This window comes from Vibrio plantisponsor (assembly GCF_013041605.1).
Lineage (GTDB): Bacteria > Pseudomonadota > Gammaproteobacteria > Enterobacterales > Vibrionaceae > Vibrio > Vibrio plantisponsor.
In genome coordinates, this window is record NZ_JABEQC010000007.1 from 184463 (window position 1) to 207812 (window position 23350).

A 23350-nucleotide genomic window follows, 5' to 3' on the forward strand; every position below is an offset into this window, starting at 1 on the left:
TCGATTGTTTGGGCTACCATCGATGCTTTGAAAAGTATTCAGATATAAAATCGATATAAGCTCGTACTGCTCGAGACAGATATTTCCTAGAAGAATACAGAGCATAAATCTTAAGTTTGCTTGGTTGCCAATCAGGTAAAACACGGACTAGTGAACCAGACTCTATCTCTGACGACACAAGATACGTGGGTTGTAGTGTAACCCCCATTCCACTCTTTGCAGCATGCAATAATACAGTTGCTTCATTTGCTGATAAGCAAGGCTTTATTTCAATGGACTCATGCTGCTTACCATAGTTCAAATGCCATACATGTTGTTCAAAGTGTTTATATCCAAGACATTTGTGATTCAGTAAATCTCGGGGGTTCACTATCTTCGCATGTTCAGCTATATACTGTGGCGACGCGACTAAAACAGAATGGCAATCAGCAATTGGTTTACCAACTAACGAAGGATCTGGATTTGAAGAGATTCTTATCGCTAAGTCTATCTGCTGCTCGACCAGATCCGTGACTGTGTCTTCGACATTAATTTCTACTATTACATCAGGATAATGGTCCATAAATAGCTTTGTCGCTGGAATTAACTGAGAAAACCCAAAAGACATACTGGTTGATACTTTTATTCTGCCTTTTAGAGAATCTGATGAACCAGAGTGACTAATATCTGCGAGTTCTTCGCCGGCAAGAAGCCAACTTTCTACCTGCTTTAAGCAGTTTTCACCAGCCGATGTTAAAGTTACTTTTCTCGTTGTGCGATGTAATAACCTAACATTCAACCACTCTTCCATCGACTCTATATAACGGGTAACCATAGGCCGAGACATGCTCAGCCTGTCGGCAGTTACAGTGAAACTTCCGGACTGGGCGACATCGATAAACACTCTTGCGGCTTTCAATCTATCCATTTGATTAGAACGTTTTATGAAACACTGATGTATATAATTGGATATTTTTCTGAACTTATCAATTTAATATATTAGTTAGCATATTAATGAACGTATCTGAGCGGAGTTACAACATGACTAATATTCACTATTTCTATGACCCGATGTGCGGCTGGTGTTATGGAGCTACATCCTTAGTTCAAGCAATAGAAGAAAACCCTTCAATGAAATTGATTTATCACCCTGGAGGAATGATTGAGAAAAGCAGTCTTTCTAGACAATTCAAACAACACATAATGACTGCAGATCCAAGAATTGCCGCTTTGACTGGCGTTGAGTTTGGTGAAAGCTACATTGCGCGCTTACGGGATAATGAAGAATTTATTGTTGATTCTTACTTACCTACTAAGGCTATTCTGGTTGCAGAATCTCTTGGTGTAAGTTGCTTTAACGCATTAAAGGCGATTCAACACGCTCATTATGTCCAAGGGTTGGAAGTTTATAAACTAGAAGAACTACAAAACATATTGAGTCAGTTCAATATTGATATGTCTGTGTGGCTTGAATTGATGAACTCAGACTCGAGCAATACGTTACTTGAAGAGAATATTGTTCATAGTCACTCATTAATGCAGACGTTAGCTGTGTCGGGATATCCCACCATAATTGCGGAGCATGAAGGTTCTCTTGTTAAGTTGCCACATGAGCAGTATTACGGGAACTTAAGCGGATGGAAAAATTTATTGGAAAAAGTCTAAGCAGTCTGATTTGATGAAATCTAGTAAAGAATTATAACCATGAAGTTTTCTTTACTAGATTTAAAGAGGCAAAAAATTAACTACCGGCAAGTTTTACTTTCATACCTTTTTTCTCGAGATGTGCTTTGATTTTATCGCGCATATCACCTTGAATTTCTATTTCACCATCTTTGACAGCACCGCCACATCCACATACTTTCTTAAGCTCTGCTGCTAATAATTTTAGAGGTGCATCATCTAGATCCAGCCCCTTAACAATGCTTACACCTTTACCTTTCCGACCTTTAGTTTCACGGTGAATTCGAACAATTCCATCGCCTTTAGGTCTTTCAACTTTTTCAGGTTCCTGTTTAATACGACCAGTCTCGGTCGAATATACTAGAATCATACTACTTTCTCTGTTGAGCTGCTGCTCGTTGTCTTGCTAATAAGTGTGCTTCGATATGTTTTTGTAACGCTAATTTTGAGCCTTTAATTAAACGTCCATTAAAAAAGCAGTACCAGCCGTTAGCTTCACCAGTATCGTTCTTTAATGTAAATCCATTGAAGTTCTCTTCTTTTGAGCCCAGCACTTCTCTTGCCTTGCCTACAGACTCAAATTCGCTAGGGTCAATCAATGATGCTGTATCACACCACCAGTCGATGCTTTTTTTAACTGCGGCTAAATTACCAGACAATACGTGATTCTTGATTCGAACCTGCCATATATCTGTGGATTGTTTAGCTGTTTGAAGTGTGAAACCTCGATAACTTGCATTAGCCATACTTTAATCTGCTCATATTAATGTATTAACTAAATAATAATTGTATATGCATGGTTATCAAGTATATTATTTAGCAAAATGATAAGTTATAGTGCCTCAGAATGAGAAAAAAGCTAACTTACGTCACAGATCAAAACATTCTAAAACATAAGGTTACTGAGTTTAATAAGACGGTAAGTCTAGAGCAAATGGATGACTTAACACAACACTCTTATGCACATAACTCTCTATTAGCCCTTAAAAATGACTGGAATCTGTTTGTTAGCTTCTGCCAAAGTAAGTCTGTTTCGGCACTTCCCGCTTCAGTGACAGCTACTCGCTTGTTCCTCGAATCTGAAGCCAAGACACGTAAATATAGCTCCATTAGACGCTACAGTGTCACTATTAGCCTTATTCATCGATTGTTGTCTCTTAAAGACCCTACAAATAATCCCAAAGTAAGACAATCACTTATATCTCTTCGTCTCAATAAAAAGGGAGATGAAGAACAAGCAATGAGCTTTACCAGTGTTCACTTACAAACGCTATATTCAAAATACTCCACGAGCAAAGCAGTAAAAGAAATTCGAGACTTGGCAATTTATCATGTGATGTTTGAATGTGCTTTGAAGCGTTCTGAACTAAAAAATCTTACATTCAATCAGATCAACACCAATGGTGAATATTTGGTTCTATCGTTTGGGGAATCTCGATACCAACTTTCACTGAACGCAACAAATTGTTTGAGTAAATGGCTACCATTAGTCACGCGTGATTGTCATTATGTTTTTCGTTCGATTGATAAACACGGTAATGTTGCAAACAATATTCTCAATGACTCGTCAATATTTCGAATTCTAAGAAATGCTGGCACTTTGCTAGGTAAACCTGAACTTAAATTTTCTGGTCAATCGGCAAGAGTCGGTGCTGTTCAGGAATTGTCTGAACAAGGCTATAAAATCAAAGAAATTCAGGAGTTTGGAAGATGGCTTAGTCCAGCTATGCCATACCAATATGTAGGTAACAAAGGCACAGCTGAACAAGAGAAGCTTAAATTTTTCTCATTTAAGCCTTGGGAGTAATAGAACTCTTTACACACTGGGCCAAAAAGTCGGAAAACTTATGTCCGTTGTGCTCAAGCATTTTAGGGAACATTGAAATTGGAGTCATTCCTGGGAAGGTGTTGACTTCATTTAAGTACACATCCCCTTCCGAAGTAAGGAAAAAGTCGATGCGTGAAAGGTGTCTTAGCTTCATATGCTTAAACACTTTTACCGCACTTTGATAGATCACCTGGCGCTGTTCATCTGTTAGTTTTTTTGCTTCAACTTCTGTTGTCGAATGACTATCTGCGCTGTATTTTTCTTCATACGTGTAGAACGCATCCTCTGGCGCGATGATCTCACCAGGTTTAGAAATGTGCAATTCACCATTAATTTCGTAGGCTGCCACTTCAAGTTCACGCGGTTTGACGGCTTTTTCTACCAGAACCTGCTCTGAATAACCGAATGCTGCATCTACGGCCGCTGCGACATCATCAATATTTGTGACCTTGTAACAGCCAACAGATGAGCCTTGACGTGCAGCTTTGATAAACACTTTACCCCATTTATTGAACGCTTTTTTTGCGAGCTCATAGGACTCTTGAGTGTTCTCAGTTAAGAATAGATAAGGTGTATTTGGAATGCCTAATGCGTCATACCATAGCTTAGAAGTGATTTTGTTGAAGCTATTGCTGCTGGCTTCAGGAGCACAACCCAGATAAGGGATTCCTGCCAATTCTAGCATTGACTGAATATCACCAGTCTCGCCCGGATATCCATGAATACATGGAACGACAAAATCCACTTTCTTCACAAAGCTGTCGCTATTTAGTGTCGCGGTATTGGTATCTAAATAAACGAGCTCGTTGTTTTCTGCGAACCAACCATCTTGATTCATTTCGACACGAATGACTTCGAATTCTGGAGTTAATGCTAATTGCTGCTGCAGATAATTAGCAGAAACAAGAGATACAGCATGCTCTGAAGATCCGCCGCCGCATAAAAGAAGGATTGTTGTCTTTGTCATTGATATATCCGTGACATCTTTGAGTAAATTGCTCGTCTATCATAGTAAATTCAAGTGGAACTTACACCGTTATTAGCAATTGTTTGTTTTAACTGCTTAGATAACAGTCAAAAGGGGCAAATATGCCCCTTCTGTTCAATAACCTATGCTTAATTTAATTTGTTAAGCGTCGGAAATTCTGAGTTCTTGATAGAGTCGATACTTTTCGCAAACGGCTTCAAAGATTGGAAGTCTGCAGGCAGCTCAGAGATGGCCTTTACTGCTTCTTGACGCGTTGCATAATCACCAAACAGAATCGTGTACCACTTAGTACCATTAACTACTTTGTAGTTTTCCCAAATTGGCTGGCCATCTTTTGGCAACTTGCTGGCAAACTGGTCAACTTTGTTTTGGCTACCCACAGCAACAACTTGAATCGTATATCCATAGCGAGGATTCATCGCAACTTGTTTAGCCGTAGGTGGAGTAATAGAAACCGTAGCGGTTTTAGGACTCATCTTAACGACTTTTTTCTCCACTGGCTGTGGAGCCGTTTGAATAACCTGAGGTTCTACGTTTGACTCTGTGATACCTGTCGCCATGCCTGAATCAGAGACAACAGGCTGTTGAACTGTAGCGACATTGTAATCTTCGCGGTGACTTTCTGAGGTGACATCGGTGGTGTATGAACCTGATGAACACGCAGCTAAAATTGCTGACAAGCCTACTATTGAAATTTTTTTCATGGAATTATTAACGCTCTGATTGTAATTAATTAAATCATGCCGATAGAGGCGCTTAGAATCAAGCTTAGGCCACTAATATATAACGGTAACGTGTGATTTAGAACACAAAGTAGCCTTTGAACTGTGATGTAATGATCACAGTGATACTAAATACGCAAACAGATATACCATTAATTGGTTAGGATATAAGCACAGTCAATATATGGCGAGATTATCATGAACAATTTAAGTCAGTTGCTTAAACCTCAATCAGTCGCTGTAATTGGTGCTTCTATTCGCCCTTTTCGCTCCGGCAACATCGTTATGAAGAACCTCCTTCAGGGCGGATTTGACGGAGCCATCATGCCAGTTACGCCCTACTATCCTTCGGTGTGTGGTGTTCTGGCTTACAAAACTATTGCTTCACTTCCCTTGGTCCCAGACATCGCCATTCTATGCACTCATGCCAGCCGGAATGTGACCATAATTAAGCAACTAGCTGACCTTGGCGTTGCCAATGTCATTGTGTTGTCGTCCGATATGTACACTTTGGATACTCAAGGTTTTGAAATACAAGCTCAATGTAATGAAATAGCAAAGCAGTCGGGTATGCGAATCTTAGGACCCAATAGCCTAGGTTTAATTTTACCTTGGGCAAACTTCAACGGTTCTTTTTCACCTGTCACAGCAACTAAGGGCAATATCGCTTTTATTTCTCAATCCGCAGCTGTCTGTACAACGATCCTTGACTGGGCTAACGACAAACAAATTGGCTTCTCTGCATTTGTATCTTTGGGGAATGCAACAGATATAGATTTCGCAGATTTACTCGATTGCCTGAGTACTGATAAACATACAGACGCAATTTTGTTGTACGTCGATACGATAAGAGACGCCAGACGGTTTATGTCTGCCGCTCGTGCAGCATCACGTAATAGAAGAATACTAGTTTTAAAAGGCGGGCGAACGAAAGCCGGCAAGAAAGCAGCACAAATGCACACCGGTGGAGATGATACGCTCGATATCATCTATGACTCAGCAATTCGCCGTACAGGTATGCTGAGAGTAAATAATACTCATGAACTATTTGCCGCAGTAGAGACCTTAACCCACTCAGTACCATTACGCGGCGAAAGACTTGCTATTATCACCAACGGTGGTGGCCCAGCAATCATGGCAACTGATACATTGTTAGATCACGGTGGGCGTTTAGCAGAACTAGAAGATTCTGTTTACGAAGCATTGAACCAGTGCCTGCCACAAAGCTGGTCACACGGAAACCCTATCGATATCGTTGGCGACGCAGATCATAACCGCTATATCAATGCGTTAAAAGCGGTGTTGGATAGTGATAACGCAGATGCCATTTTGATCATGCACAGTCCTTCAGCCATTGCACAGTCAGAACAAACCGCACAAGCAATCATAGACCTTATTAAATCTCATCCAAGAGCAAGACGATTTAATATTCTCACTAATTGGTCTGGTGAACTCACGGCAAGACCTGCAAGGCAATTATTTAACCAAGCTGGCATTCCAACATACAGAACGCCTGAAAGCGCTGTTGTGGCCTTCATGCACTTGGTCGAATACCGAAGAAACCAAAAACAGCTGATGGAAACACCGACCACTTCTGAAGCTGTACACGTATCCGAGATTAACGCGGCCAAATTGTGGATTGATGAGCATCTAGAGAACAACGATAAGCTACATCTAGATACTCATCAAATCGGTAACTTTCTGAAATGTTTCAACTTCAATCTACTGCCAACTTGGATCGCAAGTGATGCAAGTGAAGCTGTCCATATTGCAGAAACGATCGGCTATCCCGTAGCAGTGAAATTAAGATCTCCGGATATCGCACATAAATCAGATGTTCAAGGCGTGATGCTGAATTTAAGAACATCACACGAAGTCTCCAGTGCAGCTGAGGCCATATTTGACCGAGCGCAGCTTCACTATCCTTCAGCCAATATCCATGGCCTACTCGTTCAGGGGATGGCGAAACTTGCTGGCGGTGAAGAATTAAGAATCAAAGTTAAACACGATAGTACTTTTGGCCCTGTCATTTTGCTTGGTCAGGGTGGCTCAGAATGGAACGAAGCTACAGATGCTGCGGCAGCACTTCCTCCACTAAACATGACACTTGCACGTTACCTTATCGTGCGTGCTATTCGCAGTGGCAAGATTCGTCTGCAAAAGCTTCCTGTGCCGATTGATATTAACGGGCTTTCTGAGTTCCTTGTGCGTATCTCTCAGATGGTAGTTGAATGCCCTCAAGTACACGAACTGGATATTCATCCTGTACTGGTAAACGGTGACCAATTCACCATACTTGACGCCGACTTAACTTTGAAAAAATTTAAAGGTGATGCACAAAGCCGACTCGCTATACGTCCTTACCCCACAGAACTGGTTGAGGAATGCATGGCTAAAGATGGAGAGCTCATCACCGTGAGGCCGATTCTTCCCGAAGACGAACCGCATCACGCGGAGTTCATCAAAAAAGTCAGCAAAGAAGACTTATATAAACGATTCTTCTCCGATGTTGGCGAGTTCAACCACGAAGCTTTAGCCAATTTAACTCAGATTGATTACGACAGAGAGATGGCTTTTGTCGCCGTAACCAAAGACGGTACCAAGGAAGAAATTATTGGTGTATCAAGAGCGTTGATTAACCCTGAAAATACCGATGCAGAATTTGCAATACTCATTCGCACTGATGTTAAAGGAAAAGGCCTTGGTAAGATATTGATGACTAAGATCATCGATTACTGTAAGTCTAAAGGCACTAAACAAATGTCTGGCATGACAATGCCAACCAATAGAGGAATGTTAACTTTGGCGCAAAGATTAGGCTTTGAAGTTGATGTGCACTTTGAAGATGGTACGGCTGATATGGTGTTGCCTCTCAACCCTTAACCGTAATAAAACGGGCAATAGGATCGTTATGATCTTATTGCCCAGTTTCGATCTTAAACGAGCTTCCAATTCTTCTTAAGATACTGAATACACCAAGATTTTGCTTCGCCAATCTTGTTTCTTCGCCAAGCCATAATCAGTTCCATATCCCAAGCCTGAGTACCACTGATAATTTTAAGCTTCCCTTCTTTAATCAAAGGTTCAGCGACATGTTTTGGTAAAGAACCAATACCGAGCCCCTCCACCAGCGCCTGACATTTAGCATTAAAATTTGTCACCGTTAAGCGAGGTTGCTTCTGAAGAATATTCACACTCATTGCCGGCTGATCTCTAGCCGTATCGGCAATAGCAATTACGCGATACTTTTGTCTAGCTTCTTCATTAAACTCACCACTGCGTTTGTGAACATAGTGATTAGTTGCCGCGACCCAGACCATCGACATAGTGCCCAATGTTTCGGATTTAACGTCTTGAGGTAACGTATCTACTTTTGGACAAACGAGTAAATCAGAGCGATCGGTTGCTAGAGACTCCCAGCAACCAGCAAGAATTTCTTCTTGTAACCTGATGCGAGTCTTACTCACATTGCCTAACTCTTCCACCATAGGGAAAAAGCAAGCCACAGGAATAATGCCATCGAAAGCGACGGTAATATCGAGCTCCCAACCGTTGGCCAATAAAGTGGCATCATTAACCAATTTTTCAGTTGCGGATAGAATTGCCCTGCCACGTTCTAACAGCAACTTACCAGCTTCAGTGAAGTTAGCTTTATGCCCTGAACGGTCAAAAATCATGATATCTAGGTCTTGCTCGAGCTTTTGAATCTGATAACTCAAAGAACTAGGCGCTCTATTCAGTTCATTGGCAGCAGATGCGAAGCTACCTCTTCTATCAATTGCATCGAGAATATGCAGTGCTTCAAGAGTAATCGGGCTGTGCAAAACGATATCCTTATTCTAAAAGTAACACTCTAAGTCAATTCGCAGATAAGTTTGCAAATCTCTTATAGATTACATAAATGAATGACAGTTCGATATTAGCGATATTTGCTAATAAATTATACTTAAGAAGTTGTTTTACTGAGGCTAAAACGAATGAAGCCAGCAAAAGCTGACTTCATGATAGTGATTTATTGCATTCAAAAAGGTATAGAAAAATGAAGTAAATGCGATAAATTATTTGTTTTCTGCCATCTCTTTTTTCACCATGACTAAAGCCGCGACGATAAAAGTGATGATAAGCGCTAATTCCATGACAACTCCAAGAAATTGAATATGATTTGGCCTAATAAATTTTACGGCGCAATTCTAACACTTATATGAACTTAAGCTACCCTTAAGAACAAAAATTAACGATTTTATCGACCTTGATCAATTTCCGTACATTTCTGTTAAAAAATTTAATTTTTCATTCGCTTTATTAACCTTTTTAGCAACATAAAAATTATGAAAAAGGATTACTTTGTCGTGACTTTCCCACGAATAATTTTGTAGGCGGGAGCACCTCTTATCATGCATTCCCGAGCAAATTCACTGGCACAATTTGGGCATTTACACGCTTCTGTTACGTAGTTTTGTACAATACGCTCTTTGAAGCATTTTACTAGTGCTCCTTTGCCACCTTTCTTGTATTTAAATAGTTGGGTGCGGCATTTACTGCAATAAATATCAACGCTTTTTTCTGGTTGTTTTTTGTTAGGTTTTGCCATTTCGAACCCTATTCGGCAAAGCCAGACTCAAATTCAGGCTTAACCCATACCTGACTAAAATCAAACCAGCCTAAAGCGTTACATTTAGCATTCTGTAACGAACCACACTGGTCTTTGCTAACCCCCAACCAACAGTGAAACATCGGAATAACCTGTCGTGATTCGACAAGAGACTTACCGATTTCTTTGCCCGGAAAGCTAGATCGTGATTCAGCACGCCATTGATCGATCAAAGCAGACCATCGGCGGAAATCATCTGGCCGACTCAAGTGTTCAATATCAGAGTCATTGAGAAGCCATCCGGCTAAAGCATCATCTCTATGGCTAGCAATCCCCATCGGCTTAATCCAAATATCTACTTCGCTAGCATTTTCAACCGTGAGCTCATATTTGATGAAATCAACGCCGATTCCGTCTTCTTTGAGAAGTTGTTCGATGGCTTTAGCAATCATAGGAAAGGTTGGGTGCTGTGCATGATAAGCAACAGTAAGTCGTTTAGGTTCACTTGGTGTGACACTGTGACTTATAGGCACTTGATGATACCAGCCGGGTTTCAGACCGTGCGCAGGTAATACTCCTAACTCGACAATGTTTTGTTCAGGCATCAACTTAAACAAATTCATTGCGCTAAGCTTGTGGCACAAGTATTCAGCCCACGTTTCATCTGCAGCGATACCGTGGCGACGGTTAAGCAGTAAATAGGTGCATCCTGGGTCCAAATCCACATCTTCAGTGGATGAGCCTCTTTTGTTCTTAACAGGATTAGAAAGGCTGGGAAATACCATTGAAGAATGCGTTTCATCAATCACCCATACCTCAACGCGATCGAGCAAGGGACGAAAGCCGAAATAGTTGTCAAAAGCTTGCAGAACAAGTCGTTTATCATCATTCAACACCACTTTGTACGGACCGGTACCAATCGGCAGCAAATCAAAGGATTCACCACGTTCCGATTCGGGTATTAGCACCTTTGCACAACATTCAGCTAACAGTAAAGGCAACCGAGTATCTGGTTTCTGTAACCAGATATCGACAATGCAGTCTGCTGGCGATTCAACTTTATCAATGTGGGAAAACAGATTAACGAAACGAAGATTCCATAAACTTCCTACAACCATCTCTGTCGTCAACAGATTCCCGTTGTGGAAACGAACACCGGGACGCAAGTAGAACCGCCAATGCTGAGGTGTAATAGATTGCCATGCATGAGCCAAATCAGGTTGCAACTGCTCTTCTTCGTCGAAGCGAGTCAAGCCACTGTATATTTGACGAGCGATATGTTGTTCTGAACGGCGCATCGGCTTTAGCGGATTCAGCATCGAAAGCGGACGATAGTAAGGAAGACGAACAACCTGTAGCCCCTCTTGGTGTTGGACACCAAGATAGCTTTGAATAACTTGAGTTAACTTGCTGGCATCATGGTCAAGCACAGAGAAAGCTTGACCTATCTTTCCTTCATCAAGGTATCTGCGAGCCAGATTTTCACTAACATCAGCCCTACTGCGCTTGAAGATGAGCTTGGATAGCTTTCCTCGCCCTGCCGCTGGGTGCCATTCGATCCAGCCTTCTTCTTCCATTTTATTAAGTACAATTCGCGCATTTCGGCGTGTACAAAACAAAATATCAACGACATCTTCTAGCTGAGCATCAGCATCTTGACCATTGAAGTGCTCAAACAACGTTTCGAACTGAACTCTTAAGCGGGGGCTGCTCATAAAGAGGAAATCTCACATAACTCAAACTTGTAGTGAGTTTCCCTATTTTCATTTATTGATGCAAGTGAGTTGATAATAATTTTAGTGAATAGAACAACCTAAACATTCTGCCAGTTGTTCCAACTGTGTTTGATTATCCAGTTTCATTGACCATTTAGCTTCACTGCAATTCACCACGATGACATTTGCGCCATTGCCCATCAGTTGAACCGCATCCGCGTTCGCTTGCAAAGTGACTCGATGCTCTCCCTCTAGACGAATAACAATTTCGTGCTGAGTGGCGATAATTTTGCCGTATTTAAATTCAATAACCATCTATTCCTCTGTACGCAATTGCTGGCGTTCATTGCGCTTTTTCTTTACCGCAATAGTCAGGCGGCTTGTACAAACTAAACGTTCGCGCTCATCGGTAATATTGATTTGCCAGACTTGGGTTGAAACACCAATATGCACTGGATGAGCAGTGCCGATAACCTGCCCTGAACGCATAGAACGAATATGGTTTGCGTTGATGTCTAAACCGACGCAGTAACTCTCGTCATCCACTGCGAAGTTTGCAGCAACTGAACCTAAAGTTTCAGCTAAGACGACGGATGCGCCACCATGCAACATGCCTAAAGGTTGATGAGTAAAATGACAAACGGGCATGGTTGCGGTAACCGTATTCTCAGTAAAAGCGGTATACACAATGTTGAGATGTTCCATTAGCGTATTTTTGTTGCTTGCATTGAGGATCTCTAAGCTTATTGGTTTCTTCCATATTTCCATCGTAACGCCCTGAATCGATTTAAAGATTTAGTATTGTAGTGGTAAAGATTTAGTATTGTAGTGGTAAAGATTTGGATTGATACTATAACCCTATTATTTATGACTGGGAACGAACGATGAATAAGATAATAAAAGCTTCCTTGCTCTTTACCTCGCTCGGTTTAGCCGCTTGTAGCTCGTCTCCTACTGGACGAAATCAATTGATCCTTTTTTCTGATCAAGATATGAGCAGTTTGGGAGCAAAGTCATTCGAACAAATGAAAACCGATACACCTATAAGCAAAGATGCTAAAACCAATGCTTATGTACAGTGTGTGGCGAATACCATAACCGCTTATGTGCCGAAACAACCAAACTTTTCTCAATGGGAAGTGGTGGTTTTTGACAGTGACCAAGTGAATGCTTTTGCTCTACCTGGGGGCAAAATAGGTGTCTACACAGGGTTATTGAAAGTAGCGGTTAATCAGGATCAGTTGGCTACAGTTATAGGTCATGAAGTTGCCCATGTCCTCGCCGACCATAGCAACGAGCGTCTGTCACAATCACAGCTCGCTAATGCGGGACTGCAGATTACCGATATTGCACTTGGTGCTTCTGAGTACTCTCAATACCGTGGATTAACTATGGCTGCGCTTGGTGTTGGGGTTCAATATGGCGTTTTACTTCCTTATGGAAGAACGCAAGAATCTGAAGCCGATGTGGTTGGTTTAGAACTGATGTCTAAAGCTGGTTTTGATCCGAAACAGAGTATTGATTTGTGGAAAAACATGGCAAAAGCTTCAGGTGGAAGCTCCCCTCCTGAATTGCTGTCTACTCACCCATCACACAGCACTCGAATTCAAGAGTTGGCGAATAAAATCCAAACCTTACCCGCAAGCAGCGCTAAGCGTCCAAATTGCCAAATATAGAAAAGGGAGCAGATGCTCCCTTTCTGATATAAGTTCTAAAACCATTTCCCCAAGCTTTATGTTCCAAGTATCAATAGTGGCAAGCTGAGCAAGGTATCACCAGTAGAGGCAAAGCCCACAATAATACTGATTAAGCCTATCAATAATCCTATATACCAAACTGAGGAAACCATCTGTCCATATCTATTTAAAGGTAATAGATGGCTGTGATGCCTGTGTTTCCACTCGAAAACTAAATCCAGTGAACCCATGATAAGCAGGAATCCAAGCAGGGTCAGTCCCAATGCATAGCTAAGCGCGATACCGCCAATAATGGCTACGATACAAATCAGCATCCCCACTCGGCTATTCATCGAAAAGCTGATGCTCTTTAATACGTGCCCGCCATCTAAGGGTAGTATAGGCAAAAGATTAAACAGGTTTAAGAACGCGTTAAACACCGCAAGGGCAGCCCATAGCTGACTTCCTGTTATCCAATAGATGACTATCAAAATCAGCGACAGTATGAAACCAAAACAAGGCCCCATAATCGAGATAACCACATCTTGCCAACGCGTGTTTATCTTTTCGTCACTCAGTGCAAGTCCACCCAAAAACGGAACTAAATAAATCCCTTTTGTACGCATACCGAAATACTTCATTGCCTTTACATGCCCATATTCATGGAACACTAAGCAAAGGATTAAAGCTAAAGCAAACTGATAAGAGAACAACCACGAGTATGCAGCAAGGCTTGCTGAAGCAAGCACAACTTTAATCAGCTTGGCACTTTTCAGAGCTTTCATACCAAGCGATACGATCCCAATCAGACTAAAACGTTTTTCAGCAGGTGGAGGCGTGAATGGAACCTGGCGTTCGATGTCCTTTTCCGTTCGGGCGTTCTCTTCAACAAGTTGATCATCGACCAATACTCGATAGGTAAGGCTAAAAGGTTGCCATGTTAAGTCCACTTCAAGCCGACATTCAATGACCTGTTCTCCGCTTTGTAGCTTGAAGTTGTGATTGATTATGCTCGAATCATCAACTTGGGCTTCCCGTTGTGAGACCAAGGTATTGTTCCAATACAATTGCTGCCATCCAGCCATAGAGCCTTCAAGACGAAGCGGGTGACCGAGTAATTCCGTGCTTAATAGTTCCACAAATCTGTTCTACTCTTAGTTTAACTTGGAGCGCGATTATGCCATTTGTAAGATAAACGTAAAACTATAGGTTATATGTCTCTGATATTTGTAGATTGAATCAATAACCCTTTAAATCCTGTGCATAAAGTGGATAATACGCCCTCACGAAATTTATAAAGGTGGGTAATATGTCTACTGAAGCAACTTTGCTTGAACGCTGCGAATCTAAATGTGAGCTATGCTCTGCTGAAACTTCTTTAACTCCGTTTGTGGTTGCACCACATACACAAGTTACCGTAGATCACTCTGTGATGCTTTGCGAAACTTGTAAGAGTCAAATCGAAGATCCAGAAACAGCAGATGCAAATCACTGGCGTTGTCTGAATGACAGTATGTGGAGCCAAGTTCCACCTGTACAAGTGCTAGCATGGCGTCAGCTAAAGCGTCTTACCGCGACTGAAGGCTGGGCACAAGATCTTCTAGACATGATGTACATGGAAGAAGAAATCGCAAACTGGGCTGCAATCGGCATGGACGATGACGCAGAAAAACCACGCGATGTAAACGGCGTAGAGCTTAAGAAAGGTGACGACGTAACAATCATTAAAGACCTACCTATTAAAGGTTCATCTCAAGTGATTAAGCAAGGTACAGTGGTACGTGGTATTAGCTTAGCTGACGATCCTAAACTGATTTCAGGTAAAGCGAATGGCCAGTCAATGTACATTATTGCTGAGTACTGCCGTAAAAAATAATGCCTGATGTTGCTTGTGAAATCGCTGATATTTACGCAGCCATTTCACAAGCCACGCATTGCAGATGTTGAGAGCAAAAAAGCCGAAGACTCTAAGAGTTTTCGGCTTTTTAATTCGTACGCATTTGATTAACGCTGCAGACCAATATCACGTTGGATATGGTTAGACAAATCAGCACTGTAGTAATGAGCTGCTGGTTTGTTGTCTACAAACAAAATATCAATCAGATGAGCAATCAATCCTTTGAAGTTAACCGCATAGGTTTTTTTATCCTTAGAGGTGGTCGTTGTTACACTACCCATATACATTGCTTGTGCCATGATAGCCTCTCTTAATAAATCCGGTAACTTTCTGTATTTGCAGCAATGATAGGTAATAATTTGCGGGTTAAAAAATGACAAAATTTGGAATTTCAGATTAGATATTCTAATGAAACAACCTGTTTACATAGCTAAAAATATCAAATCAAATTACGCGACTAAAAAACCACCAGCTCAACACATGTGTGCATAATTATTCTTAAAACAACTGCGATTTAAAGTTTTTATACAGTTTGTTAACAAATAAAATATTTAATATTTTGCCAACTCTATCCCAGAACTTCACTACGTAGTACACACTGTAAGACATCCCCTATTCCGCTGATTTTACGTGAATTAGCTCATTTTCATCTTATGTCATCTGTTTTATTTCTGAACGCATACGCCACAGTCATTGTTACTTGGAGAACAAGCAGCGAAAAATATGTCGGAAATTCGTACGAGGTACCGACCAACATTTACACACCAGCAAAAAGCATAATGAAAGAGTGTGCTTGATTGGGTTAGATAAATTTATCGATCATGCCCAGAAAAATAAAGAGTAATGAATGAAGCCAGGTAATGCGAAAATTTCATTCCTTACTGCTTTTAGCGTCCAGTTTGAGGATCAAAAAAGGAGCCTGTAATAGCTCCTTCTTTTTTTATTGCCTTTAACAACGAGGCAAAATTTAAAATCCAGCAATGGGTAATAAGTATACTAACGCGGACCACGCACCTATCCAACCAACCACAACTGCTGTATCAAGCCAGTCTTGAAACCACATGTTTCCCCCTTTCCTTCTCGTATCTTGAGAAATAAAGACTGAAACTTAATCAGCAAGCATTATGCCATGTTATTCGTTATGGCTATGTAACTGCTCTACTGGTCGGTTGTTTAGTAACTCTGGCTGAGCAGACAGTAAGCTAATAAAGGCGTCAGCCATAGAAACATTACTGACGTAACCCTCACCTTTCATTGCGATTATTGCATCATAGCCTTCTTTACCTTTCATCGTATAAGCAGATGAAGTTCCGCAATAAACTGTCTCATTTTCAACAGGTTGCCATTGGTCATCAATACAGATCTTTAAGTCTTTGATGCGTTCACCAAAAGGTTTATCTGCGTGATAACGATAGCTTAAGTTGTGTGTATAGGGGTAACTTCCCGAGCCAGTGCCATCAACACCGTTGTTTATTGCGTTATTAATTGCGCCTTCAAGTGTGAGTGCAATTGTTTTTCCTTTCACAGAATAAACACCAATCGGCACGGCAAACGGCAATAACTTTCCTGCTATATCGGCAACCGAGAGTTTGCCCGGTTGGATGGAGGTTCTTACACCTCCAGCGTTGTGAATAGCAAACTGCACTTGATGTCCACGCTCACGCATAGCATGTACAAATGACTGCGCGACTAAGGGCGCGAGTTCACTTGGGCCATTTTCATCGGGCACACGTACATGTCTCAACGAGTTATGAGCTTCCGCGATCATCTGAGTCTGAAGCTCTCTGACTCTAGGTATATATTTGTTGATCAAAATGCCCTGTACATCAGGATCTTTTTTACAAACCACCACATTTGGATGATTGTTTACGTATTCGCAAGCTTCTAGGTGCGCACCATCGCTTCCCGCTTCACTCATACTTGCATCAATGAACAGACGACGCCCTAGCAGCAGCTCATTGCGACCTTCGAAACTAATGACATTACCTTGATCATCAAAATCAATTTGGCAATGTCCCAGCGCTAACGCATACAAACCAGATTGAACAACATATGTGTTGTTAATGCGTTGGCCATACTCTTCTTGAGTTTCTAACCCTAAAGCGCTGAAATCGCCCTGTAGTACATGGCTGTGACCACCAACGATGACGCTAATACCATTCACTTGTCGTGCAAGTTCTTTGTCTGCGTCATATCCCAGGTGGCTCAACAGGATAATTTTGTTGATACCCGCCTTATGTATTTGTTCGACCGTATTCTTTGCTGTTTCTAATGCATTCAAAAACGGCGTATCGCTATCAGGGTTTGCGATATCAACCATTTTGTCTAATGAAAGACCGAAGATAGCGATGTCGCTACCATTTACATTTTTGGTTATCCAATTGGCACAACCCAATGTTGGATTAAACGATTTTACCGATTCGTTATCTGATAAGCGATGTTGCTTGTTTGGACGCTCATTGGAAAGATCCCAGTTTCCGCACAGCAGAGGAAAGTTGGTACGCTTGGCAAAGATAGCGACCGGTTCATTCCCCATATCAAGTTCATGGTTACCTAATGCCATTGCGTCTAAGCCAATTGCGTTCAGCATGTCCGCGTTCGCCTTTCCTTTAAATAAGGAAAAGTACAAAGTACCTTGAAAGCAGTCTCCTGCATGCAAAAAGATAAAACCCTTTTCCATACGGCGTGCATCTTCGCGTAATTGCTGGACTCGTGTTGCAATACGAGCAAATCCACCAGCACTAACGAAAGGCGTGAGTGTCTTACCATTGATATCTAAAGTTAACTGTAATGACGTAGGTTCAAAATAAGAATGGGTATCGTTGATATGTGCCAGAGTGATTGACGTTACTTTTTTCGTGTCTTTTCTATTTTTCATATTGTGTGTTCTCTTTACTTTCACTCTAATCCTAGCGCACAGATCATGACAGATTCGTGATAGTAATGAAACGATAATGCAAAGAAAGTTAGGAAGTTTGACATCAGTTACATCGCTTGATTTATCGACACTTAAACAGGTTATAAGGTTTATGTGAGGTAACCGTCTGCTTATATTGCAGTTTTACATTATGCTTAAATAAAAATCATAAATAGCCTCTTTTGTATCCGAGGCATGAGGAGTTGGCCGATGCTATTAGAACGTATCGAAATTTCTGGTTTTCGAGGTATTCGTCGCTTATCTCTTTCATTTGATGAACTAACGACCTTGATTGGTGAAAACACATGGGGTAAATCATCTTTACTCGATGCGCTTTCCGTCATGTTACCCGCGTCTTCTGAGCTTTATCAGTTCGAATTACAAGACTTTCATGTCGACTACTCAGTCTCCCATCCACAAACTCAAAATTTGCAAATCGTACTGAGCTTTGTCACTACAGATAAAAACGAATACCGTGCGGGTCGATACAGAAAGTTAAAGCCTATATGGTGCGAAGGCGAAGATGGGATGCATCGCATTATCTATCGCGTTAGCGCATCTCGAGTTAAATACGATATTACTACGACTTACACTTTTCTCGATTTGAAAGGCAATCCCATTGCTGTCCACCATAGCGATAAACTGGCTCGTGAATTGATGAGCTTGCATCCGGTAATTCGTCTGCGCGACTCGCGTCGTTTTATAAGACCATTTGGCAAAAACAACAATGCAAATGAGCGGGTAGAAAAACGTATTGATAATACCTGCCGTCGCCTAATGGCAATTCCCGGTCATGTAAACAAAGGCGAAATGCGAAGCAGCCTAAATGCGATGAACGCTCTGGTTGATCACTACTTTTCCTTTAAAAGTCAGAGCCGAAAGAACCCTCGCTTAGAGCGAGACAGTTTGGTCTATTCAACACCGACCAACGGAAAAAGCTTAAAGCAAATTGTCGGTGAAACCAAAGACAGACAAACAAGGCTGTTGTTCTTAGGGCTTCTAAACGCTTACTTGCAAGCAAAAGGACCACAAGATATTCGTCGCTGTGCAAGGCCTATATTGATCGTCGAAGATCCAGAAGGTCGTTTGCACCCTACTCATCTGGCTCGGGCATGGAGCTTACTTGAACTGTTGCCGATGCAGAAAATATTAACCACCAATAGTGGTGAGTTATTAGGTTCTGTTCCTATGCATTCCATTCGCCGACTGGTGCGTAAATCCGATAAAACCATTGCTACGTCAATGCCGATCAAAGGATTCGGTCAAGATGAACTCAGACGCATTGGATTCCACATCCGTTTCCATCGTACTGGAGCTCTATTTGCTCGCTGCTGGTTATTAGTTGAAGGTGAAACGGAAGTTTGGTTGTTCAGCGAACTGGCAAGGCAATGCGGTTACAACTTAGCGGCTGAGGGGGTGCAGATCATCGAATTCGCACAATCGGGGCTAAAATCTTTGATTAAAGTGGCAAAATCATTTGGCATTGATTGGCATGTTGTCACTGATGGTGATTCAGCAGGAAAAAAATACTCTGCAACAGTAATCAATATGCTAGGGCATGACCAACAAAGGCACCGCTTAACTGAATTACCGGACAAAGACATCGAACATTTTCTTTACTCACACGGCTTTGAGTTTTTCTTTAAAGACATGGTGAAGATCCCACATGACCAACCTATCCCTGCGAAAAAAGTGGTCACAAGAGTGCTCAAGAAGCACGCTAAACCGGATCTGGCATTAGCAATTGTTTCTCATTGTGAAGCTGGTGGCGTGGAATGTATCCCAGTGCTTCTTCGCTGGACATTAAAACGCGTAATCACCATGGCCAATGGTAATACCTGACGTTCTATTTCTTGGCACTCCTGAACATCAGCAAAAAAGGCATACTGTGAGGTATGCCTTTTTTGCTATTAATAAATTATTCAAATGACAATTGAAGATAAATATAAGAAATATTGATATTAAATATCACTTATTGAGCTTGTTCATTTATCACTGATTGCTGAAGGGATTTCTCTGCTGATGCACGCTTGTGTAGCCATAAGCCACTTGCTTTCATTGAAAAACCAAACGCACCACCCAGCAATAATGATGGGATCACTATTTGCCATTCACCATTTGCTGCAAACGTGGCACAACAGCCAATAAATGTTCCAGGGATATAACTAAGCCACTGTTTTTTCGCTTGAATACACATCAAGAATGACACGATGCCAGTCAATACGTACCCCATAATTTCGATAGACATATACTGAGAGCCACTAATAATGACCATCGCCCAGAATACACCTGTTAGGTTCGTCGCATAACTTTCCAGTAAGCCGCGAACACCGTCTTTAGGTGCAGCGAAGTAACTCGTGCAGCCTAGAAATCCAGTCCAAGAGAGTAAACCGAATGAAACTGCTACCCATCCCCATATGCCAGAAAGGATACCTGTAGTGATTGCGATTGCTAGAAGTGTGCTCATCATACCCTCTAAGAAGCGGTTTTTGCGTGTTAACCGCATCAGTGAATTGAGCATAGATGTTAAAGGTAGTTGCACTACCTTAAAGTGATTTAAATCACATTTAAAATGTATATTATAATAATGTTACACATATTTAGTGACGCAAACGATAAATCAACACAAACAGTTATAAACATTCTAATAGCTGATAGCATCGCGTTTCAGAGATAAGGCATGGCCTAAAAATTGAGTCTTTTATAGGTAAAGCGATCGCCCTTTCATCATTCTAAAGCCTTCGCGCATTATGCATTCTGCTAAAGGGTTTTCAGCCATGTCTGCTCGCCAAATAAAGGAAAGTGTTCTCTCCATATTTAGCTCAGGCACATTCAACGCAACCAGTTTTCCCATTTCAATGTATCGTTCTACATCCAAATAAGGCAGACAGGTAAGATAAGGACCATTAGCAACGAGGCTACGAAGAACTGGTACGTGTTCATACTCTCGCCACACATCCAGATCTTCTACCAAATGGTGAATAGAACTATCAAAAGTTTTTCTAGTGCCTGAACCTCTTTCTCGCAGCACCCATTTAGCTTGTTCTAGTTGAGCAAGACTTACCGTGGCGCGCTTTGCAAAAGGATGATGCGAAGAGGCAATGACGGTTAAGTGATCCCTACACCACTCTTCCTGATGAATGCGGTTATCATCACTGCGTCCTTCGATGATGCCTAAATCAAATTTGTAGTCCAGTACGCCTTCAATAACGGCTTGAGTGCTTTTTACACTCAGATCGATTCGGATCTCAGGAAAGTCGTTATCAATAATACTGATGAGATCTGGTACCAAATGTTCTGCGGGTGTTTGACTGGCTCCGATAGAAATCTCACCGCTGACTAATTGCTGATCGTAAAAGCCCATTTCAATCTGCTGAGCATCTTGCAACAAACGTTTAGCCTTAGGGCGAAGCCACATCCCCCAGTGTGTTAAAGCCATCTGTTTGCCTTGACGTTCAAAGAGCGGGCGACCAAGCATTTTCTCCAGCTGTGCTAATGACATACTTGTTGCAGACTGAGTTAAAGCCAGTTTTTCTGCAGCAACACTGACACTGCCAGTGTCGGCAACAGCATCAAATACAGCCAACTGTTTCAGTGAATATCTCATCGCACTCTTTCTCCTTTTACCAAGTCCGCTGCTCTTCTATGAGCATACGGTTGCATTCTACCGACTAAACACAGCATATCAACATAATTGATAGGGGCTTTTAATATTATCAATTTTACTTAGTGAAAGTCAGAACGCTAACCTAGTTACGAATCAGCACATAAGGTGTTGTTTTCTAATAAGGAGTATCACGATGGATATCTATTGGGAGACCAGATATGGCAGTCACTGAGTCTTACAATCAACATTATTTTTCGCCGAAAGAGATGATGGCGGAAGCTGAGAAATTTGCATTAAGCAAAGCTCAAAAATCAAGCGGGATGACAATAAGCCTCGCCATTATGGCGGGAGCCTTTATTGGGCTGGCATTCTTGTTTTACATCACTGTAACCACAGGTAATGCAAACGCTGAATGGGGACTTAACCGCTTTGTCGGCGGCTTAGCATTCAGTATGGGTTTAATACTGATTGTTATCTGCGGTGGAGAACTGTTTACCAGCTCTGTGTTATCTAGCATCTCTTGGGCTAACAGACAAATTAGTTTCAGCAAAATGCTTGCTGTTTGGGGGAAGGTTTACATTGGGAATTTTATAGGAGCAATGTTTTTACTTCTATTGGTTTCGGCAGCTGGTCTGTATCAACTTGACCATGGTCAATGGGGTTTGAACGCCCTAAACATTGCCCAACACAAACTTCACCACACAACCCTACAAGCTTTTTCTCTTGGTGTTTTGTGTAACCTACTTGTTTGCCTAGCGATATGGTTAACCTTCAGTTCGGCAAATGCAATGACCAAAGCCGCGATGACCATTATGCCTGTCGCCATGTTTGTATCGAGTGGCTTTGAGCACTGTGTCGCGAACATGTTCATGGTCCCACTAGGCATAGTCATACAAAACTTTGCTCCCGATTCATTTTGGCAACAAGTCGGTGTCAGTTCCGCTGCGTATGCCGATCTCAACATACTGCATTTTGTAACGGCTAACTTAATCCCCGTTACTCTGGGCAACATCGTTGGCGGCGCAGTTTTAGTGGGTTTAGCAAACTGGTCTATTTATAGCCGACCAAAACTCATTTCAGCTCAACTTTCATCAATTACACAAACAACACCTATTTCATCAGTTAAGGAAACAGCCATGAAAACTACAGTTACTATGAAAGACATTATGGATCCAAATCCCCTAGTTATCAGTGCCGATATGCCTGTTCAAGCAGCTATCGATAAACTGCTAGATCATCAAGTAAACGTAGCGGCTGTGGTCAATATGGATAACCGTTTAGTGGGTATTTTCTCTGCTCATGATGTGATGGTTGAACTTTGGTGCCAGAATTACATTCCAGCCAAAGATCAAAAAGTCGTAGACCTAATGTCGCGTGATGTTATCGCCATTGATGCCAACGACAAACTGGTAGATGTTGCAGAGTTTCTTTGCATCGACAGAGAGCAGCTTTATCCAACAACAAGCATGGGTATTGCGACACGTCTAACGACTTTGTCAGTTGAAGAAAGAGCTAAGAGCATGAAGGTACAAAAGCCACATCAACTACCCGTACTCGATAATGGACATTTTGTGGGAATGGTTAATCGTCACCACGTGTTACAAGCTCTTCGTCCAATATATGGTGAACGCCTAACGGTTGTAGAAGAAAAGCAGCTAGAACGAGCTTAACAGCAAATAACATAACAAACACATCAGTTGGCAACATAAAAAAAGCCCCTGCTAGCAGGGGCTCTCTTCAATCAGAT

At 41.7% G+C, this 23350-nt stretch carries 22 protein-coding genes; 7 read left to right on the top strand and 15 right to left on the bottom strand.

Annotated elements, in window-relative coordinates; all coding sequences use genetic code 11:
* Positions 1-13: 13 nt before the first annotated feature.
* Positions 14-907: a LysR family transcriptional regulator gene (locus HKI82_RS11830; RefSeq protein WP_171138126.1), complete on the bottom strand. Its 894-nt coding sequence runs from the start codon at positions 905-907 to the stop codon at positions 14-16.
* A gap of 113 nt (positions 908-1020) precedes the next feature.
* Between HKI82_RS11830 and HKI82_RS11835 the strand changes: the two genes are divergently transcribed.
* Positions 1021-1644 (top strand): DsbA family protein, encoded by a 624-nt coding sequence (locus HKI82_RS11835; RefSeq protein ID WP_171138127.1) that lies wholly within the window; start codon positions 1021-1023, stop codon positions 1642-1644.
* A gap of 76 nt (positions 1645-1720) precedes the next feature.
* Here HKI82_RS11835 and yciH read toward each other — a convergent pair whose 3' ends face one another.
* Together yciH and HKI82_RS11845 are read right to left on the bottom strand one after the other, a co-directional pair.
* Positions 1721-2032, bottom strand: a complete 312-nt coding sequence (gene yciH, locus HKI82_RS11840; protein WP_171138128.1) for a stress response translation initiation inhibitor YciH — start codon at positions 2030-2032, stop codon at positions 1721-1723.
* A gap of 1 nt (position 2033) precedes the next feature.
* Complete coding sequence (locus HKI82_RS11845; protein WP_102942544.1) at positions 2034-2408, bottom strand: DUF3319 domain-containing protein; 375 nt, start codon at positions 2406-2408, stop codon at positions 2034-2036.
* 101 nt (positions 2409-2509) lie between these two features.
* On the opposite strand from HKI82_RS11845, the gene HKI82_RS11850 reads away from it, so the two are divergent.
* A complete protein-coding gene (locus tag HKI82_RS11850; protein ID WP_171138129.1) occupies positions 2510-3469 on the top strand; it encodes a tyrosine-type recombinase/integrase in 960 nt (319 codons plus the stop codon).
* On the opposite strand, the gene HKI82_RS11855 is transcribed toward HKI82_RS11850, so the two are convergent.
* Positions 3453-4457 carry a D-alanine--D-alanine ligase gene (locus HKI82_RS11855; RefSeq protein WP_171138130.1) on the bottom strand — a complete coding sequence of 335 codons (1005 nt, stop codon included), beginning with the start codon at positions 4455-4457 and terminating at the stop codon, positions 3453-3455. The two genes, HKI82_RS11850 and HKI82_RS11855, sit on opposite strands and share 17 nt — an antisense overlap.
* A gap of 149 nt (positions 4458-4606) precedes the next feature.
* Entirely contained in the window at positions 4607-5182 is a 576-nt protein-coding gene (locus HKI82_RS11860) for an SPOR domain-containing protein (protein WP_102969078.1), read from the bottom strand.
* 216 nt (positions 5183-5398) lie between these two features.
* On the opposite strand from HKI82_RS11860, the gene HKI82_RS11865 reads away from it, so the two are divergent.
* Positions 5399-8083, top strand: a complete 2685-nt coding sequence (locus HKI82_RS11865; protein ID WP_171138131.1) for a bifunctional acetate--CoA ligase family protein/GNAT family N-acetyltransferase — start codon at positions 5399-5401, stop codon at positions 8081-8083.
* Between the two features lie 53 nt (positions 8084-8136).
* Here the strand turns inward: HKI82_RS11865 and HKI82_RS11870 are convergent, their stop codons facing one another.
* The 5 genes from HKI82_RS11870 to HKI82_RS11890 all read right to left on the bottom strand — a co-directional run bounded on the left by HKI82_RS11870 (position 8137) and on the right by HKI82_RS11890 (position 12274).
* Positions 8137-9024 carry a LysR family transcriptional regulator gene (locus HKI82_RS11870; RefSeq protein ID WP_102942549.1) on the bottom strand — a complete coding sequence of 296 codons (888 nt, stop codon included), beginning with the start codon at positions 9022-9024 and terminating at the stop codon, positions 8137-8139.
* Between the two features lie 515 nt (positions 9025-9539).
* Positions 9540-9791: a hypothetical protein gene (locus HKI82_RS11875; protein ID WP_171138132.1), complete on the bottom strand. Its 252-nt coding sequence runs from the start codon at positions 9789-9791 to the stop codon at positions 9540-9542.
* Positions 9792-9799: 8 nt separating this feature from the next.
* Positions 9800-11506 (bottom strand): SgrR family transcriptional regulator, encoded by a 1707-nt coding sequence (locus tag HKI82_RS11880; RefSeq protein ID WP_102942551.1) that lies wholly within the window; start codon positions 11504-11506, stop codon positions 9800-9802.
* An 81-nt stretch (positions 11507-11587) separates the two neighbouring features.
* A complete protein-coding gene (locus HKI82_RS11885) occupies positions 11588-11821 on the bottom strand; it encodes a DUF3389 domain-containing protein (protein WP_171138133.1) in 234 nt (77 codons plus the stop codon).
* Positions 11822-12274 (bottom strand): hotdog fold thioesterase, encoded by a 453-nt coding sequence (locus HKI82_RS11890; RefSeq protein ID WP_171138134.1) that lies wholly within the window; start codon positions 12272-12274, stop codon positions 11822-11824. It lies immediately after the preceding gene.
* Positions 12275-12390: 116 nt separating this feature from the next.
* Between HKI82_RS11890 and HKI82_RS11895 the strand changes: the two genes are divergently transcribed.
* Positions 12391-13182, top strand: coding sequence for a M48 family metallopeptidase (locus HKI82_RS11895; RefSeq protein WP_171138135.1), 792 nt, complete (start codon positions 12391-12393; stop codon positions 13180-13182).
* A 56-nt stretch (positions 13183-13238) separates the two neighbouring features.
* Here HKI82_RS11895 and HKI82_RS11900 read toward each other — a convergent pair whose 3' ends face one another.
* The gene (locus tag HKI82_RS11900; protein WP_171138136.1) at positions 13239-14321 is read right to left on the bottom strand and encodes a metalloprotease; all 1083 of its coding nucleotides are present in this window, start codon (positions 14319-14321) and stop codon (positions 13239-13241) included.
* A gap of 170 nt (positions 14322-14491) precedes the next feature.
* Here HKI82_RS11900 and HKI82_RS11905 point away from each other — a divergent pair, with 170 nt between their 5' ends.
* Positions 14492-15058, top strand: coding sequence for a PhnA domain-containing protein (locus HKI82_RS11905; protein WP_171138137.1), 567 nt, complete (start codon positions 14492-14494; stop codon positions 15056-15058).
* Between the two features lie 128 nt (positions 15059-15186).
* Here HKI82_RS11905 and HKI82_RS11910 read toward each other — a convergent pair whose 3' ends face one another.
* Together HKI82_RS11910 and HKI82_RS11915 are read right to left on the bottom strand one after the other, a co-directional pair.
* Complete coding sequence (locus HKI82_RS11910) at positions 15187-15378, bottom strand: hypothetical protein (protein WP_171138138.1); 192 nt, start codon at positions 15376-15378, stop codon at positions 15187-15189.
* A gap of 833 nt (positions 15379-16211) precedes the next feature.
* Positions 16212-17957, bottom strand: a complete 1746-nt coding sequence (locus HKI82_RS11915; RefSeq protein ID WP_171138139.1) for a bifunctional metallophosphatase/5'-nucleotidase — start codon at positions 17955-17957, stop codon at positions 16212-16214.
* A 249-nt stretch (positions 17958-18206) separates the two neighbouring features.
* On the opposite strand from HKI82_RS11915, the gene HKI82_RS11920 reads away from it, so the two are divergent.
* Positions 18207-19838 (top strand): ATP-dependent endonuclease, encoded by a 1632-nt coding sequence (locus tag HKI82_RS11920; protein ID WP_102942559.1) that lies wholly within the window; start codon positions 18207-18209, stop codon positions 19836-19838.
* Between the two features lie 130 nt (positions 19839-19968).
* On the opposite strand, the gene HKI82_RS11925 is transcribed toward HKI82_RS11920, so the two are convergent.
* Both HKI82_RS11925 and HKI82_RS11930 read right to left on the bottom strand, forming a co-directional pair.
* Entirely contained in the window at positions 19969-20463 is a 495-nt protein-coding gene (locus HKI82_RS11925) for a DUF1097 domain-containing protein (RefSeq protein ID WP_171138140.1), read from the bottom strand.
* Between the two features lie 234 nt (positions 20464-20697).
* The gene (locus HKI82_RS11930; RefSeq protein WP_102942560.1) at positions 20698-21603 is read right to left on the bottom strand and encodes a LysR substrate-binding domain-containing protein; all 906 of its coding nucleotides are present in this window, start codon (positions 21601-21603) and stop codon (positions 20698-20700) included.
* 218 nt (positions 21604-21821) lie between these two features.
* Between HKI82_RS11930 and focA the strand changes: the two genes are divergently transcribed.
* The gene (focA, locus tag HKI82_RS11935) at positions 21822-23273 is read left to right on the top strand and encodes a formate transporter FocA (protein WP_102942561.1); all 1452 of its coding nucleotides are present in this window, start codon (positions 21822-21824) and stop codon (positions 23271-23273) included.
* Positions 23274-23350 lie beyond the last annotated feature (77 nt).

What these genes read in the sequence shown, in the direction of transcription:
- HKI82_RS11830 (WP_171138126.1), bottom strand. Translation starts at nt 907, where the DNA reads ATGGATAGATTGAAAGCCGCAAGAGTGTTTATCGATGTCGCCCAGTCC.
- HKI82_RS11835 (WP_171138127.1), top strand. Translation starts at nt 1,021, where the DNA reads ATGACTAATATTCACTATTTCTATGACCCGATGTGCGGCTGGTGTTAT.
- yciH (WP_171138128.1), bottom strand. Translation starts at nt 2,032, where the DNA reads ATGATTCTAGTATATTCGACCGAGACTGGTCGTATTAAACAGGAACCT.
- HKI82_RS11845 (WP_102942544.1), bottom strand. Translation starts at nt 2,408, where the DNA reads ATGGCTAATGCAAGTTATCGAGGTTTCACACTTCAAACAGCTAAACAA.
- HKI82_RS11850 (WP_171138129.1), top strand. Translation starts at nt 2,510, where the DNA reads ATGAGAAAAAAGCTAACTTACGTCACAGATCAAAACATTCTAAAACAT.
- HKI82_RS11855 (WP_171138130.1), bottom strand. Translation starts at nt 4,457, where the DNA reads ATGACAAAGACAACAATCCTTCTTTTATGCGGCGGCGGATCTTCAGAG.
- HKI82_RS11860 (WP_102969078.1), bottom strand. Translation starts at nt 5,182, where the DNA reads ATGAAAAAAATTTCAATAGTAGGCTTGTCAGCAATTTTAGCTGCGTGT.
- HKI82_RS11865 (WP_171138131.1), top strand. Translation starts at nt 5,399, where the DNA reads ATGAACAATTTAAGTCAGTTGCTTAAACCTCAATCAGTCGCTGTAATT.
- HKI82_RS11875 (WP_171138132.1), bottom strand. Translation starts at nt 9,791, where the DNA reads ATGGCAAAACCTAACAAAAAACAACCAGAAAAAAGCGTTGATATTTAT.
- HKI82_RS11880 (WP_102942551.1), bottom strand. Translation starts at nt 11,506, where the DNA reads ATGAGCAGCCCCCGCTTAAGAGTTCAGTTCGAAACGTTGTTTGAGCAC.
- HKI82_RS11885 (WP_171138133.1), bottom strand. Translation starts at nt 11,821, where the DNA reads ATGGTTATTGAATTTAAATACGGCAAAATTATCGCCACTCAGCACGAA.
- HKI82_RS11890 (WP_171138134.1), bottom strand. Translation starts at nt 12,274, where the DNA reads ATGGAAATATGGAAGAAACCAATAAGCTTAGAGATCCTCAATGCAAGC.
- HKI82_RS11895 (WP_171138135.1), top strand. Translation starts at nt 12,391, where the DNA reads ATGAATAAGATAATAAAAGCTTCCTTGCTCTTTACCTCGCTCGGTTTA.
- HKI82_RS11905 (WP_171138137.1), top strand. Translation starts at nt 14,492, where the DNA reads ATGTCTACTGAAGCAACTTTGCTTGAACGCTGCGAATCTAAATGTGAG.
- HKI82_RS11910 (WP_171138138.1), bottom strand. Translation starts at nt 15,378, where the DNA reads ATGGCACAAGCAATGTATATGGGTAGTGTAACAACGACCACCTCTAAG.
- HKI82_RS11915 (WP_171138139.1), bottom strand. Translation starts at nt 17,957, where the DNA reads ATGAAAAATAGAAAAGACACGAAAAAAGTAACGTCAATCACTCTGGCA.
- HKI82_RS11920 (WP_102942559.1), top strand. Translation starts at nt 18,207, where the DNA reads ATGCTATTAGAACGTATCGAAATTTCTGGTTTTCGAGGTATTCGTCGC.
- HKI82_RS11925 (WP_171138140.1), bottom strand. Translation starts at nt 20,463, where the DNA reads ATGAGCACACTTCTAGCAATCGCAATCACTACAGGTATCCTTTCTGGC.
- HKI82_RS11930 (WP_102942560.1), bottom strand. Translation starts at nt 21,603, where the DNA reads ATGAGATATTCACTGAAACAGTTGGCTGTATTTGATGCTGTTGCCGAC.
- focA (WP_102942561.1), top strand. Translation starts at nt 21,822, where the DNA reads ATGGCAGTCACTGAGTCTTACAATCAACATTATTTTTCGCCGAAAGAG.